Annotated in this window: 17 protein-coding genes; 7 read left to right on the forward strand and 10 right to left on the reverse strand. The window is 70.0% G+C overall.

Annotated elements, in window-relative coordinates; genetic code table 11:
• Nucleotides 1-619 precede the first annotated feature (619 nt).
• Entirely contained in the window at nt 620-1,645 is a 1,026-nt protein-coding gene (locus tag ACIBM5_RS21815; protein ID WP_391584843.1) for a TIGR03617 family F420-dependent LLM class oxidoreductase, read from the reverse strand.
• The gene (locus ACIBM5_RS21820) at nt 1,642-2,571 is read right to left on the reverse strand and encodes an enoyl-CoA hydratase/isomerase family protein (protein ID WP_396008367.1); all 930 of its coding nucleotides are present in this window, start codon (nt 2,569-2,571) and stop codon (nt 1,642-1,644) included. Before ACIBM5_RS21820 ends, ACIBM5_RS21815 begins: the two co-directional genes overlap by 4 nt.
• Before the next feature lie 268 nt (nt 2,572-2,839).
• On the opposite strand from ACIBM5_RS21820, the gene ACIBM5_RS21825 reads away from it, so the two are divergent.
• Complete coding sequence (locus ACIBM5_RS21825) at nt 2,840-3,655, forward strand: coniferyl-alcohol dehydrogenase (RefSeq protein ID WP_396008368.1); 816 nt, start codon at nt 2,840-2,842, stop codon at nt 3,653-3,655.
• 70 nt (nt 3,656-3,725) lie between these two features.
• Here ACIBM5_RS21825 and ACIBM5_RS21830 read toward each other — a convergent pair whose 3' ends face one another.
• Together ACIBM5_RS21830 and ACIBM5_RS21835 are read right to left on the reverse strand one after the other, a co-directional pair.
• The gene (locus tag ACIBM5_RS21830) at nt 3,726-4,010 is read right to left on the reverse strand and encodes a hypothetical protein (RefSeq protein WP_396008369.1); all 285 of its coding nucleotides are present in this window, start codon (nt 4,008-4,010) and stop codon (nt 3,726-3,728) included.
• Between the two features lie 424 nt (nt 4,011-4,434).
• Nucleotides 4,435-5,412: an STM4015 family protein gene (locus ACIBM5_RS21835; protein WP_396008370.1), complete on the reverse strand. Its 978-nt coding sequence runs from the start codon at nt 5,410-5,412 to the stop codon at nt 4,435-4,437.
• Nucleotides 5,413-5,793: 381 nt separating this feature from the next.
• Here ACIBM5_RS21835 and ACIBM5_RS21840 point away from each other — a divergent pair, with 381 nt between their 5' ends.
• Nucleotides 5,794-6,255 (forward strand): GNAT family N-acetyltransferase, encoded by a 462-nt coding sequence (locus ACIBM5_RS21840; RefSeq protein ID WP_396008371.1) that lies wholly within the window; start codon nt 5,794-5,796, stop codon nt 6,253-6,255.
• A gap of 154 nt (nt 6,256-6,409) precedes the next feature.
• Nucleotides 6,410-6,670 (forward strand): hypothetical protein, encoded by a 261-nt coding sequence (locus ACIBM5_RS21845; RefSeq protein ID WP_396008372.1) that lies wholly within the window; start codon nt 6,410-6,412, stop codon nt 6,668-6,670.
• A 606-nt stretch (nt 6,671-7,276) separates the two neighbouring features.
• Here the strand turns inward: ACIBM5_RS21845 and ACIBM5_RS21850 are convergent.
• The 3 genes from ACIBM5_RS21850 to ACIBM5_RS21860 form a co-directional block, all read right to left on the reverse strand.
• Nucleotides 7,277-7,756, reverse strand: coding sequence for a MarR family winged helix-turn-helix transcriptional regulator (locus tag ACIBM5_RS21850; RefSeq protein ID WP_020555350.1), 480 nt, complete (start codon nt 7,754-7,756; stop codon nt 7,277-7,279).
• Nucleotides 7,757-8,136: 380 nt separating this feature from the next.
• Nucleotides 8,137-9,174, reverse strand: coding sequence for a cyclase family protein (locus tag ACIBM5_RS21855; protein WP_396008373.1), 1,038 nt, complete (start codon nt 9,172-9,174; stop codon nt 8,137-8,139).
• 105 nt (nt 9,175-9,279) lie between these two features.
• Entirely contained in the window at nt 9,280-10,386 is a 1,107-nt protein-coding gene (locus tag ACIBM5_RS21860; RefSeq protein WP_391584833.1) for an alcohol dehydrogenase catalytic domain-containing protein, read from the reverse strand.
• Here ACIBM5_RS21860 and ACIBM5_RS21865 point away from each other — a divergent pair.
• Complete coding sequence (locus tag ACIBM5_RS21865) at nt 10,369-11,289, forward strand: LysM peptidoglycan-binding domain-containing protein (RefSeq protein ID WP_396008374.1); 921 nt, start codon at nt 10,369-10,371, stop codon at nt 11,287-11,289. The two genes, ACIBM5_RS21860 and ACIBM5_RS21865, sit on opposite strands and share 18 nt — an antisense overlap.
• A 72-nt stretch (nt 11,290-11,361) precedes the next feature.
• Here ACIBM5_RS21865 and ACIBM5_RS21870 read toward each other — a convergent pair whose 3' ends face one another.
• Both ACIBM5_RS21870 and ACIBM5_RS21875 read right to left on the reverse strand, forming a co-directional pair.
• Nucleotides 11,362-11,637: a peptidoglycan-binding protein gene (locus tag ACIBM5_RS21870; RefSeq protein ID WP_396008375.1), complete on the reverse strand. Its 276-nt coding sequence runs from the start codon at nt 11,635-11,637 to the stop codon at nt 11,362-11,364.
• A 476-nt stretch (nt 11,638-12,113) separates the two neighbouring features.
• Nucleotides 12,114-12,635 carry a GNAT family N-acetyltransferase gene (locus tag ACIBM5_RS21875; protein WP_396008376.1) on the reverse strand — a complete coding sequence of 174 codons (522 nt, stop codon included), beginning with the start codon at nt 12,633-12,635 and terminating at the stop codon, nt 12,114-12,116.
• A gap of 93 nt (nt 12,636-12,728) precedes the next feature.
• Here ACIBM5_RS21875 and ACIBM5_RS21880 point away from each other — a divergent pair, with 93 nt between their 5' ends.
• The 3 genes from ACIBM5_RS21880 to ACIBM5_RS21890 all read left to right on the forward strand — a co-directional run bounded on the left by ACIBM5_RS21880 (nt 12,729) and on the right by ACIBM5_RS21890 (nt 14,570).
• Entirely contained in the window at nt 12,729-13,322 is a 594-nt protein-coding gene (locus ACIBM5_RS21880) for a hypothetical protein (RefSeq protein WP_396008377.1), read from the forward strand.
• Between the two features lie 257 nt (nt 13,323-13,579).
• Nucleotides 13,580-13,933, forward strand: coding sequence for a hypothetical protein (locus ACIBM5_RS21885; RefSeq protein ID WP_396008378.1), 354 nt, complete (start codon nt 13,580-13,582; stop codon nt 13,931-13,933).
• Between the two features lie 70 nt (nt 13,934-14,003).
• Nucleotides 14,004-14,570: a hypothetical protein gene (locus ACIBM5_RS21890; protein WP_396008379.1), complete on the forward strand. Its 567-nt coding sequence runs from the start codon at nt 14,004-14,006 to the stop codon at nt 14,568-14,570.
• A gap of 15 nt (nt 14,571-14,585) precedes the next feature.
• Here ACIBM5_RS21890 and ACIBM5_RS21895 read toward each other — a convergent pair whose 3' ends face one another.
• Nucleotides 14,586-15,059, reverse strand: a complete 474-nt coding sequence (locus tag ACIBM5_RS21895) for a winged helix-turn-helix transcriptional regulator (RefSeq protein WP_391584827.1) — start codon at nt 15,057-15,059, stop codon at nt 14,586-14,588.
• Between the last annotated feature and the right edge of the window lie 33 nt (nt 15,060-15,092).

Here is a 15,092-nt window from a genome sequence, read left to right on the forward strand (position 1 = left end):
GCCCGTTCCTTCGAAGTCAACCCACCACCCTGCGCATACCGCATATCCACGGCATACCGCAGGGATCTTCAACCGTCCACGACATCACGGCGAAAACGTCAGTAGCACAAGGCCACCCGTGCCCGACGCGACCAAGACGCAACGTGCGCCGCGAACTGCCCACCCACTCGGGGAGGTTCCCCGCCGGACCTGACCGGGCCGCCCTCCCGCTCCGCCGTTGCCAGCGCCTTTCCCGCAGGCGAGGCCTGAGTCTCGCCGGAGAACACAGGGCTCCTGACCGCCGGTGACATGGGACCGGGTCGATCTCCGCCGGACCACGCCGACCGGTTAGCACGAAGCCACCCGCGCCCGACCCGACCAAGTTGCGGCCGCATGCCGAGAACGCCCGACCCACCCGGGGCGGCATCCCGCACCTCACACCCCGGCAGCCGGCGACCCGAGAGTCAGCCCCGAACGCAACCCCGATCAGCTGCGACCCGAGGGTCAGCCCCGGACGCAACCCCGATCCCGACCCAAGCCGAAACCCCGATCCCAGCCCAAGCCCGGCCCCCGGCCCCGCCCAGCACCCTGCCCAACACCCAGCACCCAGCACCCCGCACCCCGCACCCTCCCCCAACCCTCACCCCAGGTCGTGGAAAGCCGAGGCGACCTCCGTCCAGCGTTCGACCGACTCGGTGTCCTCGCGCCAGGTGCTCACCGCCGAGTAGGCGACGACGCGCGTGGCGACTCCGCGGTATCGGCTCATCAGGGCTTCCGCCAGGCCGTCCCACGGGGCGCTTACCGTCAGGGTGTCCAGCACCTCGTCGTCGATCGCGGCGGCCATGCCGGCGCGGTCCTTGGCGCCGAAGAGGCGGTGCAGGCGGGGCTGGAGGTCGTCCCAGCCGTGCGTCTCGAAGACCTTGGCGTAGCCGGGCGTCGAGCCGTAGAAGGCCAGCCGCATGCGCAGTTTGGCGCGTTCGGCCTCGATCTCCTCTTCGGTGTCGCCGGTCGCGGTCATCACCGGGCAGACCAGCGCGAAGTCCTCGGCCGCGCCGCCGGCGGCGAGTTGGGGACGGACCACGTCGCGGATGTAGCGCACGCTGTGCAGCGGGTGGATGTGCAGGCCGTCGGCCACCTCACCGATCATCCGCAACATCCACGGGTTCACCCCGGCCAGGTAGATCGGCGGGTCGGCGATCGAGCCACCCGGCGTCCACTCCGGTGTCATGAGCGTGAATTGATAGAAGTCGCCCTTGAAGCGCAGTCGTTCCTCGCCTCGGAAGGCCGCCCAGATCGCCCGCAGCGCGCCGACGTACTCGCGCAGTCGCGGCCCCGGTCGGTCGAACTCGGCCGAGTAGCGCCGCTCGATGTGCGGTCGCACCTGGGTGCCCAGGCCCAGGACGAATCGGCCGCCGGTGGCCTCGGACAGTTCCCAGGCCGCCGACGCGGTGACCATCGGGCTGCGCGCGAACGCGACCGCGATGCCGGTACCGACGGTGAGGCTCTCGGTCGCCAGCGCCGCGGCGGTCGCCGCGGTGTACGCGGTGCGGCCGCCTTCGGTGAGCCATAGCCCGTCGAAGCCGGCCCGCTCGGTGGCGGCTGCGGCGCGTTGCATGCCGCGCAGGGTGAGGCCGGCTGCCATGACATCGAGCTGAGGGGGCGTCACTTGTTCTCCTGTACAGAGGATTCCGCGGATTCCGCTTCGCGTACACGGTCCCACGCGCCGGTGACCGTGCCGCTCCAGCGCGGCGCGCGCCGTTCCGACCAGGCGCGCGGGCCCTCGCGCGCGTCGTCGGTGCCCATCAGGATGCGGTGGTACGCGGTTTCCAGCCGTTCCACCTCGTCCCGGCCGGCATCCGCCCACAACAGGCGCTTGGTCAGCGCGGCCGACACCGGGTGCACGTTGGTGGCGATGTCGTGGGCGATCTCCATCGCAGCCGGCAGCACCTCGGCCGCAGGCAGCGCACGCGACGCGAGCCCCAGCGCGAGCGCCTCGCTCCCGCGGAAGGTACGCCCGGTCAGCAGGATGTCGGCGGCCACCGCCCGCGACGTCGCGGTCGGCACCGTCCAGTGCGACTGGGCATCGGGCACCATCCCGCGCCGAACCTGCGGAATCGCCAACTTGGCGTCCTCGGCCACGATCCGGATGTCGCACTGCATCGCCAGGGTGAACCCGATGCCGATCGCGTGCCCGTTGATCGCCGCGATCACCGGCTTGCGCACCGCCCAGGCAGGCGGCTGCACCGGCGACGCGCTGAAGGCCCGCGCACGGGGTCCCACGCCCGGCCCCGGCCTCGACTCCGGCCCCGCCCCCGCCCCCGATCCCGATCCCGATCCCGATCCCGAATTCTCCCCTGAACCCGACCTCTCCCCCGGCCCCGCAAAGGTGTCCGCAGCCGGCGACATGTCGGCGCCCGCGCAGAACGCCCGCCCCGCACCGGTCAGCACCACCGCCCGCACGGCATCGTCCGCATCGCAGCGCGCGTAGGCGTCCCCCAACGCGTTGCCCATCCCTCCGGAGAACACGTTGAGCAGGTCGGGTCGATCGAGCGTGATGACGGCGACGCCGTCGCGGATGGCAAATCGGATCACTCTGGGACGGTAGGCCGATTCCTTGACATGGTCAAGCGTAACTTTCGGGCGGACGACCGGGCCCGACGGCGTCTTCGACCGCCCACCCGGATCCCACCCAGCGATGGCGGCACGGCCACCGACGCAACGACCCACCGACGCAGATACGCAGCAACCCAGCCACCCAGCCACCCAGCCACCCAGCCACCCAGCCACCCAGCGGATTGTTGACCAGATCAAGGAGCGATCCCTAGGGTCTGGTCAAACACTGTCACGAGGGGACTCCACCATGACCAACCCGTTCGGGTTCGAGGGTAAGCGCGTTGTCGTCACGGGGGGCTTCTCGGGTGTGGGGGCGGCCCTGGTCGAGGTGTTGGCCGAGCAGGGTGCCGAGCACATCACCGTGCTCGACGTCAACGAGCCGACCGGTTCGGCGCAGACGTTCATCCGGACGGACCTGTCCGATCCCGCGTCCGTGGACGCCGCCGTCGCCGCGATCGAGGGCCCGGTGCACGCCCTGTTCAACAACGCGGGCGTGGCCGGCACCCTGCCCGCACCCGCCGTGTTCGCGATCAACTACCTTTCGCTGCGCCGGTTGACCGAGGCACTCGTGGCCAAGAACGCCCTGCCCGAGGGCGCGGCCATCGTGAACACCGCCTCGATCGCGGGCATTTCGTGGCCTGCCCACCTGGAGGCGATCAAGCAACTGATCGCGATCGAGGACTGGGATGCCGCGCAGGAATGGCTCGCGAGCAACGAACTCGGCAGTGACGCCTACAGCTACAGCAAGGAACTCGTCCAGGTTTACACGATGCACTACGCCCGCACGGCCTCCGCGAAGGGCCTGCGGATCAACAGCGTGTGCCCGTCGCCGATCGACACCCCACTGCTGCCGGACTTCCGCAAGACGATCTCCGACAAGGTGATCGACTGGAACATCTCCCAGGGCAACGGCCGACTCGCCACCGGCCGCGATGTCGCCCTCGCACTCGCGTTTCTGGGCTCGGACGCCTCAGGCTTCGTCAACGGCGTCAACATCAACCTGGACGGCGGCTTCAACGCCGGCCTCACCGTCGGCAACCTCGACTTCTCCGGCCTCGCATAAGAGGGCATTTGATCCAGAGGTCCGCGCCGTGCGGCATGAGTCGGATCTCGAAGTGTCCCTCGCGCCGGGGTCAGGGGCTCGGTCGGGCCGGGCCGTTCCCGGGCTGGTAGTGAGCCCTCAGGTAGAAGCGGGTGCGGTCCGGTGCATACGCGTGGACATACAGTTTGACGCAGCGCTTCTCGGACGTGTCGTACGCTTCGGGAACTCCGGAAGGGAGCGCGTTCGGTCCGTTCGTGTCCGAGCCCGGGCAGACGTAGCCGTAGCGCATGCCGTCCTTGAGCGTCTCCGGCTCCGGAAGGCCGAAGTGGGCGAAGTCGTGTGGTGGGACGGCAACGGCGGCTATGGGCTCCAGCAACTCGCTCTTCGGGGGGGTACTTCTTCAGGTACGTGTCCGCTTCGGCCCGAGTCAGCGTGAAGGTGAGCAGGCCCGTGTCGAAGCGGGAGGTGCTCTCGTACGCGGCCTCCGGTGACCGTGCCGTGCCCGGTACCGGGAGGCCCATGTGCCTGCTCATCCACTCCGGTGTGATGCCCGCCGCCCAGCCGGAACCCGGTGACGCTTCCGTGCTGCGGGTGGTGTGTTCCCCGTCGCTGCACGCGACGAGCGCGGGCGCGAGCACCACCGCAGCCACAACCGCAGTGGTCCACCGTCGAACAGATCCGCCGTTCACGCACCCTCCGGACGCTCCCACCTGCCCCGCGGCAGCCGGCCATCAGTATGGCCTACCGCCGCGCCTGGAGCCGTTGGATCATCCGGAATCCGCATCCGCGCGGTACCCCGGTTACTCCTCGACGTATCGGCATACCTCGGGTCCGTCCGGGTCGTCCTCCTCCTCGACGTCCTCGAGGCCGAGGACGACGCCGGGCAGTGCCTCCGCCAGCCGGTCGCACATCCGCTCGGTCATGAAGTGGTGGCTCACGATGAGCTGTTCGAGGTGGGTGAGCGGCTGCCCGGTGAGCAGCGCCTCGGCGCCCTCGTCGCCCAGCGTGCCCATGGACAGGTCGAGCGTCCGCAGGCGGGAGACGATCGGGGCCGAGGCGACGGCGGCGCAGATCTCGTCCTGGATCTCGCTGTTCATCAGACCGAGTGTCGTGAGCGCGGGCAGGCCGCGGCCGTCGAGGATGCCGGCCAGGTCGTCGACGGTGGCGTCGCCGCCGTACTCCTCGACGCCGAGCCACAGTTCGAGGGTCTCCAGGGCGGGGAACACCGACGCGCCGACGGCGCGCACGACGTCATCCGGGAGGCCGCCGCTCTGCAACTCCAGGGTGCGCAGCGCCGCGTGCTCGACAGGTTCGAGGATGAGCATCGAACCACCCTTGATGATCAGGGTCTCCAGGGCGGGGAACACTCGCAGCAGCGGCGTGACGTTGCTCTGCTGGATCCCGGAGATCTCGTTCTCCTCGCTCCAGATGTCGCCGAAGAACAGGTGGCGCAGCGCGGGCAACCGGTCGGCGTGGGCGACCAGTTCGTTGACGGCGACGCTTGAGCTCTCGTTGCTTTCCCCCCAGCAGCCGATGATCAGCGCGCTCACTCTTGTCGTGTCGACCGTGGCGACGAAGCGCGCGAAGTGCTCGGGGAAGGTCTCGGCCGCCCGGTACGGCGGGATCCGCAGCGACCACGCGGCCTTGTCCGCGGCCGGCAGCGGCTGGGGGCCGCCTGCGCGAGCGTTTTCGAGCCAGGTGGCTTTCGGGTTCGGGATGTCGTTCAGGCGAGCGACGGGCAGGCCGCCGAACGTGTTCGCGTTCCCGTACGTGTCCATGGCGGAGCGGCTCCTTTGCGGCGGGGTTGCCCGGGGGTGTGGGGACTTGCCTACCAGAGCGGGGCGACGCCCGTGCGCGGGAGTGTGCGGGGGCGCTCGTGGAGGCGTGGGCGCCCCGGGCGGTGATCCGCAGCAGGTGCCCGTCGGGGCACGTCAGGTCAAGGGAAGGGGTCCATCCCGCCGGCCACCGCCGACGACGTCGCGGGCCCACTGCTCGCGGAGAACCGGCCAACCGGCCTTGGCCCCGAACGTCTCAAGCACCATGGTCACAACGTGCCCCCGTGTTCGTCCGACGGTGCTGGACGATCAACGCTGCCAACGCCCGCGCGGTGGCTTCCCGCCATGCGATCCGCCCCCGGTGCGAGCCGGCAGCATGGGCTCATGGACAAGGCAGTGGACCTCGGCGGGTTCGGTGTGCGCCGCGCGAGTGAGTCGGAGTCGGATGCGCTGATCGGGATCGACACGGTTGCGATCGAAGGCGACACCGGACGGCAGGCGAGCATCCGAAAGTGGTGCCGGGAGGGCCTGGCGGTCGTGGCGGAGGACGCGTCCGGCCTGCTCGGCTATTGCGTGGTCGAGCACACCTTCTTCGAACAGGGCTTCCTCACGCTGTTGATGGTGGCCCCATCGGCTCGCGGCAAAGGAGTCGGTTGTCGATTGCTGGACGCCGCGGCTGCCTCGTGTACGACTCCGAAGCTCTTCACGTCGACCAACGTCTCCAACCAGCCGATGCAGCGACTGCTCCAAAAGGCCGGATGGAGTCCGGTCGGCCTTCTCCACGGCCTCGACGAGGGCGACCCCGAGCTGTTCTACCTCTACCGACCGCAGACGCCGGCGCAGTGACCGAAGCGCTCGCGTACAAGGACGCGTCGCAACTCTGCGGCCGGGCCGGCGAAGAGACCGGCACCGACCGTACGCGGTGGATGGGATGCCCCGTCGCCCACCGAAGCGGACGACGGGGCATCAGCGTTCGTCAGACGGCCAGGGCCGCCGAGTAATGGACTTGGTCATCCTCGGGCCCCCTCCGCCGATCCTGCACCGACGTGTCGGATACATCGGTGTCGAGGACGCGGCGAAGCGGCCGGCGGGCCTGCTCATGGGGTTGTGGGCGGTGGACGAAGGCACGTTGGCCACCGTCCAACCGCCGACCGGCCCCGCGTGGTTCGCGATGTCGTCCGACCTCGAACGGGTCGACTGCCTGCCGGGCCCGGTGGCGGACCGGGCGGAACCGCCGTTTCCGATCGAAGCGCGACGATGACGCGGCGACCACACGCAGGCCGGACACCGTCCGCGCGCTACGACTGCGACGTCGCAGATCTCGCCCTCAGGCGGGCGGGGAATGGGCGGGCCGGGGCGGCGAGTCGTGCCGTGTAGCCGGCGGCTTCCGGGGCGGCGAGTCGTGCCGTGTGGCCGGCGGCTTCCGGGACGACCCACCGCGACGACACACCGGCTCAGTCCGCATTCGTCGCACATCGCGCAGGAGGCGCACCGATTGTCACCGGATAGGCATGCCTCGTGGCGCGCGAGACGGCGCCGACACGTCGTCCCCGAACCGAATCCCGGCCTCACATCCACCGCGGAGTCGGTCGCGTCGGGGTTGCGAATGTGAAGTCGAGCTGCGGAAACAACGTCGAGCAGGGGTTCCGATCCTCGACTTCCCCGGTTCGAGGTGGCAGAGGTCGGATACGCGATACGCCGATAGGAGGCCGAGGGGGCGCCGCCACAAATCGGCGACCGTACCGGAGGTGCTCCACCCGGTAATGTGCGCCGACCGGCAAATAGCCAGGGCTTCTTGTCGAGTGTCTCCGACAAGAAGCCCTGGCAATTTGGAATATGACGAATAGTCAGGCGACCTCGGCCGTACTCACACGGCGGGATCTTCGACGGCCGCGGGGATCTCGCCCTGGGCCATCTCCTCGACGAATCGTTGCAACAGCGTGGCGAACGTCTCGCGGTCCGTGTCGCTCCAGCGGTCGAGCATCTCGCTCATCCGTCGATCCATGACGTCGTTGAGCCGGCGTCGGACCGAGTCGCCGCGCGGCGTGAGCGAGACGAGGCTGACCCGCCCGTCGTCCGGGCTGGGCGAACGCCGTACGTAGCCCTCCCGCTCCAGTTGGCCCACCTGGCGCGCGGTCGCGCCCGGGTCCATGTTCGTCATGCGCGCCAACTCCCCCATGGGGAGCGGGCCTTGCTTCTCGATGCGGCGCAGCAGCACATAGGCGGGCTGCGAGATGGTCGCGCCCGCCGCGGCGGCCTGGCCCGCGTACACTCGGCGGCTGGCGTGGCGCCGAAGCAGGGCCTCCAGCGCCCGCTGGATCGCTTCGACGTTTTCGGTGGAGTTCACCCGACCATGATAGCAGTCCTTGACTGCGTCAATTTAATACCGTGCGATAACGTGCATAACTCGGATCGGATTCCGAACCCGGCGCACATCGCGACCAAAGGTCGCATTGGCGGATGAGCGACGAACGGGGCTTCGGTTCGGCGAGATCAGCGCACGGCGACGTCTGCGGTACACAGCGGTACACGCGCGGCACACTCGTGATCGGGTGTGATCAGACATGATTGATATCCGCGGCGAGCGGGCGAGCGGCCCTGTTACGGCCGCTATGCGGCCCGGCCCGGTGGCCCGGTTATGCGTCCGGCCTAAGCGGTCGCCTCGGTCCCGACGGAGGAAACGAGACCGAGACGACCTGCCCATGGACTATGTCAGTCGTCAGACGATCAGACAATGGCAACCGGATTGATGGGGCTCCCCGTTGCGCCCGTGACCGGAAGCGGGGCGACACACAACAGACACGAATAGGCGTGCGCTTCCGCCATGGCCTCGGCAAGCTCGGTCAACCACAGATGTTCGAGGAGCGGAACACCGGATTCGACGAGCAACGCGATGTGTACCGACAGAAACCGATCATCGAACGGAATGCACTCGATCGCGCTGTTGTCCGCGCCGACGACGCTGATGTCGTGGGCCCGAACGTACTCCACCGCGTCGAGCGAGAGACCGGGTTGGGCGAAGGCGGGTTCGCGGCCCGAGGCGACCGTGGCCCGGTACTCGTCCAGGTAGCCGGTGCGCACCAGCAGTGCATCGCCGGAGCGGACCTCGACCCCCTGCCGCTCGGCGCACCCGGCCAGATCGGCGCCGGTGATCTTGTATCCGCCCTCCAGGTACGGGGTGTCGAAGTGCCGCGGCAGATCGAGCAGCACCGCCCGGGTCGCGAACGCGCCGAGCTTGTCGATCCCGCAGCGGCCGGCGCCGGTGTGCGAGCGGAAGCTGTCGGCCGGGAAGCCGTTGTAGAAACGCCCCTTGGCCTGCACGTGGCACAGCGCGTCCATGTGCGTGAGGTTGTGCGACGGGATGATCAGCACGTCCTCGTTCGAACCGACGTCGTCGCCGCCCTCGAACCCCTCGTACATCGCGTCGGTCTGGCTCACCAGCGTCAGCCGCTGCGGCGTGCCCCGGAAGTCGAAGGCGGGCTGGTTGCCGCGCACGATGGGCAGGGCGAGCGAGTACGACCGCCCGGTCCGGATCTCGTGGGCGGCGGCCCGGACCCCGGCGGGCTCGATCAGGTTGAGCGCCCCGCGTTCGTCCTCGGCGCCCCAGCGCCCCCAGTTGCCGGCGGCAGGCGGAGGGTCGTCCCCGGTCGCGGGTTCGGACCCGAGCGAGGGCCCGTCACCGGGCGGGGTTTCGGATCCGGTTCCACGCGAGGGCTCGGCCCCGGGCGCGATTGTGTCCGGGTCGGATCGAGTGTCGTCCGTCATGCGTCGGGCGGTCCTCTCGGGCGGCCGGGCGGATCGGCGATCCGCGTCCGGCGGGCGGGCCGGGCGGATCGGCGATCCGGCCGGGCGGTCCGGTCCGGGCGGGCCTCAGAACGCGATGACGCCGCGCGCGATCCGTCCGTTGTGCATGTCGTCGAGCACGTCGTGGAAGCCGTCGACCGGGTAGACCTTGGAAACCAGCGCGTCCAGGTCGAACTTGCCCTGGCGGTACAGCTCGACGATCGCCCGAATGTCCTCGTGCGGACGCACGCCGCCGGCGCGCGTGCCCAGGATGCCCCGGTCGCACTGGAGCAGGTTGGCGATCCGGATGTTGGCGGTCGCGGTCTGCGCGGGCTGGCCGACGGCGATCAGCGTGCCGCCCCAGTCCAGCGCCTCCATGGCGTTCTCCAGCACGGCCGGGATGCCGGTGCACTCGAAGATCCAGTCCACGCCGCCCGCGCCGAACACGCCGACCTTGACCTCGTCACTGAACGGGAAGAGGGTGCGGATCTCGTCCGCGACGTCCACGCCCTTCCCGGACTTGACGAAGTCGGTCGCGCCGAACTTGCCGGCCAACTCGAACTTGCCGGGCACGGTGTCGATGCCCACCACGCGGCCTGCGCCCTTGAGCCGGAGCGCCTGGACGGCGGACAGGCCGACCCCGCCGAGGCCGATCACGGCCGCGGTCTGGCCGGGCAGTACGTTAGCCCGGTTGAGCACCGCACCCGCGCCGGTGACCACGCCGCACGGGACCAGGCACGCGGAGGTCAGCGGCACGTCCTTGGGGATGGTCACGCACTGGATTTCCTTGACCAGGGTCAGCTCGGCGAAGGTGGACGCGCCGGCGAAGTTCCACACCGGCTCGTCGCCGATCGCGAACGGCGTGCCCCGGTTGCCCAGCGTCTGCCGACAGCGGTTGGGGTGTCCGGTCTGGCAATGCCGACACATCCCGCACGCGGCGATCGTGGTGATCACCACGTGGTCGCCGGGCGCCACCGAACCGACTCCCGCACCGACCTTCTCCACGATGCCGGCGCCCTCGTGTCCGAGCACGGACGGCGTCGGCCACTCGATGACGCCCTCCAGCACGCTGACATCGCTGTGACAGACCCCGGTCGCGACGATCCGCACCAGGACTTCACCGGCCTCCGGGTCACGGACGGTGACGTCGTCCCGGATCTCGGCGCCCGTGGCGGTGTGCAGGATCGCGCGCATGTACCGTCTCCTCGTTCCGGGCGGACGGCCCGCCGCGAGGTGTGTTCGCCGCGCACCGGACCGGCCCACCCCAAGCCGAACTTCCACATCCTTGATCACTACAACGATGTCGATTATTCACCGCGCGCCGAAGAGGTCAAGGCATACCGGACCCAGGATCTGACGGACCGTCGGCTGCGGAACGACGCCGGGCGACACGGCCGCATGGCGCATACCGTCCGCACGATCGCGCCCCGGGAGGACCGCGTCGGCAACCGTCCGAGTACCGGAGTCTCAAGATCTCGGAGTGCCGGTGACGGGGTCTCGCGACGTCCGGGCGTCGGGGCGGCCGGTCTGTGGAACGTCCGGCTCGCGCGACGTCCGGGCGTCGGAGCGGCCGGGTGGCAGGGCGTCCGGATGGCGGAGTGCCGGCTGCCCGGCCCCGGAACGGAACCGATGACTCACAGCGTCCACATGCCGACGCGCTCCCCCGACCCGTCACCGGCACGGCGCAATGAGAACGACACGGACGGACGCGCCTCCGCGCGAGGAGGGAATACCCGGGTTAAGTTGGCCGACATGTCGACAAAAACGGTGCATGTCACCCATTACACGGTCCAGTCCGGTAACACGCTCACGGCCATCGCGGGCATGTTCGGGACAACGATCGAGCAGCTCGTCAAGTGGAACGGCATTCCCAACCCGGACCGAATCGACGCCGGCCAAAGGCTCATCGTCAACGAGTCCCCCACACCACACGACACCTTCTACACGGTGAAGTCCGGCGACACGCTCACGGCCATCGCCCGCAAGTACGGGACGACGATCGAGCGCCTCGTCCAGTTGAACGGCATCCCGGACCCGAACCGGATCGACGTCGGCCAGCGGCTGATCGTCGCCAAGTCGGCACCGGCACAGGCCTGAGAACACGGGTGAACGGCGGTTGGGATCCCAACCGCCGTTCACCCCGATCCGTTCGACCCGCGTGCCGGGGGCTCAGCAGACGAAGTCCGACGAGTTGGCCCAGAACGTCAGGAACGACCAGGTCTGCGGGCCGCAGATGCCGTCGACGGTGATGTCCGCGCACGATTGGAACCTGCGCGTCGCCTCCTCGGTCACCGGACCGAACACTCCGTCCTCCCCGAGTTTGGCCCCGGTCAACGAGTGGTTGAGGTAGCACTGCTCCTGCTTGACCGCGTCTCCCGTCGAACCACGCTTGATCGTGGGCCTCTGGACGCTGTAGTTGCAGGGCTGAGTGGTCTCGCCGGGCATGGTCTGCTCCTTCGCATGGCGTGGTTTCAGACTTCGGGGCGCGGTTCCGGTCGCTCGGCCGCAGCGCGGTCTCGGCTCGCCCGGCGCGACCACGGGCGTCGTGCGTTCGGTTCGACGCCTTCGGTTCCGCCGTGATTGCTCGCGACCGTTCCCGAGATCGCTCGCGCCCGTCCCAGCGGAACACAAGGCGGTACGAACCGCATGTCATCGGCGCCCCCGAAGGAGTAACCGCGAGGGAGTGATCGGACGATTCGGCCCGGGTCTCGGGGCCGACACCCACCGGCGACGCATGCACCCGTGTGCCGTGGGTTGCGCCGATCGTGGGACGAACCGAGGACCGGGTCACCCGGATCGATTCGGCGAAGCGCGGAGGAATCCGATGGCCCCGCGGAGTCCGGTGCCGCGACCGGCGTCCGAGGCCGCGACCGAGTCGAGGACGACCCGCTGTGACGCCGCCGGATCAGGCGGCCGCCGGATCAGTCGATCGTCGGGCTGCGGCGTTCCAGGAGGGTTACGTCGCGCCACCGGTCGTGGTGGCGGCCGACTCTTTCGCGCGTGCCGATGACGCGAAAGCCCAGGGCCGTGTGCAGAGCCAGGCTGCCCGTGTTCTCCGGGAAGATGCCGGCCTGGATGGTCCATACGCCGGCCGCCTCGGTGGAGTCGATCTGGGCGGCGAGCAGGGCGCGGCCCACTCCCCGGCCCGCCGCGTCGGGGTGGACGTAGATCGAGGTCTCCACCACGCCACGGTAGACCGCGCGCTTGGAGGTCTCGCTCGCGGCCACCCAGCCGAGTACCGCCCCGGTGCTCCGGTCGAGCGCGACGAATCGATGGTCCGGCAGTTTGCCCGCGTCGAATTCCGCCCACTCCGGCGCGCGCTCCTGGAACGTGGCGTCCCCGGTGTCGATGCCGAGTTGATAGATCGCGAGCACCCGGTCGGCGTGCTCGGCCCGCATCGGCACGATGGTCAAGGCCGTGGGGGCGGCGGCGGCGGTGGTCATGGCGCTCTCTCCGGGGACGCGGTGGCCGGCAGAACCCCCATCCTGACGCAAACGCACATGCGCCCTCGCACCCACCCCGGTATATATCGCCGGATGGGAACACAGGCAGCACAGGACCTGGAATCGACGGTCGTACGCGCCGTCGCGGCATTGGCCGAGGCCACCGAGGGCGAACGGGACTGGTCCCGCCGGGCGGGCGGACTGGAGTGGGACTGTTGGTACACGCTGGTACACGTGGTCGGCGACCTGTACGCGTATGCCGGCCAGGTCGCGTCCGGCCGGATGGACGACTACGTCCCGGTGGACATCCAGGCCGACGACGACGCGACGCCGAGCACGATGTTGCACGCCGTCCGCGCCGGCGGCACTCTGCTGGCGACCATGGTGGCCACCCGGCCGGACTCGGACCGGGCGTATCACCCGTACGGGATCTCCGATCCGGACGGCTTCGCGGGTATGGGCATGGTCGAGGTGATGGCCCACATGCACGATCTGGCGGCCGGCCTCGACCTGGCCTACGAGCCCGACTCGCGGATCTGCGCCCGGGTGCCGGCCCGGATGTTCCCGGACGCCCCCGCCGGTTTCGCCCCGTGGCCCACCCTGCTGTGGTGTACCGGCCGTACCGAACTCCCGGGCCACCCGCGCCGGGTCGGGAAATGGCGCTGGCAGGGCCTGCCGGACGCGTAGGCCGGCGCGGCGCGTGGGCCGGCCCCGCCGCGCGGCCGTCGGCCGCGCCCCGCGGCGCCGATCGGGGCGGCCCGCGCCCACGCTGCTCGCGTCGAGGCGGCCGCGCGTTCCGGGTGTCCGTGCCGGTGCGTCCGTGTGCCCCGGTATCCGCGCGTCGGAACTCGGGGGCGTTGCAGCAGACTTGGGCGCGCGGGTGCGCCGAGGCGCGCCCGAGTGCGCTCCCGTTCCATCGCCCGAAACCACCCAGGAGGAACCCCATGCCCGCACCGTCCCTGGACGGACTCGATTTCGCCCCGCTCGATCGTCCCGAGCACGGTGAGGTGGACGCGTCCACGTTCTTCACGTATCACGAGGCCGACGGAGTGGTCTGGGCCGAGTACAGCGGCGGCGACATCGTGCGCGGCCACCTGATCGGCACCCGGGACGGGGACACCCTGGACTTCCGCTACACGCAGCTCAACCGGTCCGGCACCACCGCATCCGGGCACTGTGTCAGTGCCGTCGTGGTGTTGCCGGACGGTCGGATCCGGCTGGAGGAGACGTGGGAGTGGGAGTCTCGGGAGGGCAGCGGTACCAGCGCCGTGGAGCAGGTCGTCGGCACGCGGACCTGACACCCGGTCGGTTGTCGGACGCGGTATCTACGTTGAACCCCAACGGACATCGCGACCGAAGGGGTGGGCCATGGGATTCAACGGGGACATCGTCGTATTACGCGCACGGACGCCGTTGCCGGACCTGGCGCCCTACGTCGGTGGAAACGGACATCCGGTCTACGGCGAGTGGTCCTACGCGGACGGCTGGCGCGCTGTGCACGTGCGCCACTTCGAGGACCCGTACGCCTTCCAGGGGCCCTGGCTGACCGATCTGGCCGCCCGAACCGGCTCGCCCGTGCTGGTCTGCGGGGTGGTCGAGAGCGATGTCGCGCACGTCCAGGGGCTGAGCGGGACGGACTTCTGGGAGGGCTGGCTCGATCCGGGCAGCGCCGCCACGCAGTTGGCCGACGACCGGTGGAACAGGGCCGGGCAGCAGGGCGACTTCGCCCGCTTCCGGGACGAGGCCGCGGCGTGGCTGGAGGAGGATCGGCCGCGCGTGGCCGAGGCGGCGGTGCGGTGGGCGGCGGCGGCCGGATACCGGGTCCGCGCCGAGCCGATCCTGGAGTTGCTCGGCCTCGAGCGGGACCCGTTCGTACAACACCTGTTCTTCGATCTGCTCACGTGCCTCGGGCTGGTGTCGATCTCCGAGCGGTGATCGGGCGAGCCGGGCTCACTCCGCCCGGTCCGCCTCGGTGTGCTCCGGCACCTTTTCCACCTGCGTGTCCTCCGGTCGGATCCGGCGGCCGTCCGCGGCGCGTACCTCCAGGGTTCGCAGCGGGCGGCCGTGGCGTCGATCCAGCAGCCTGGACTGCGGCTCGGCCGGCTCGAACCAGTGCGCCTCGCCCCACTGGCGCAGCGCGACGATCACGGGGAACAGGTCGCGGCCCTTGGCGGTCGGCACGTACTCGTTGTAGGCGCTTCCGTCCGACGCCGGGACCACCTCCAGGATCCCGCCGGCCACCAGCGTGCGCAGTCGTGCGCTGAGGATGTTCTTGGCCACACCCAGGCTGCGTTGGAACTCGCCGAATCGTCGGCTCCCGTCGAACGCGTCGCGCACGATCAGCAACGACCACCAGTCGCCGATCGCATCCACCGAGCGCGCCACCGGACAGGTGCTCTCGTCGAACCGTGTGCGCTGCACCATGACCGACCCCTTCCGCTTCGTGTCGGGCGGCCA

This window comes from Embleya sp. NPDC050493 (assembly GCF_044458105.1).
Classification (GTDB): Bacteria; Actinomycetota; Actinomycetes; order Streptomycetales; family Streptomycetaceae; genus Embleya.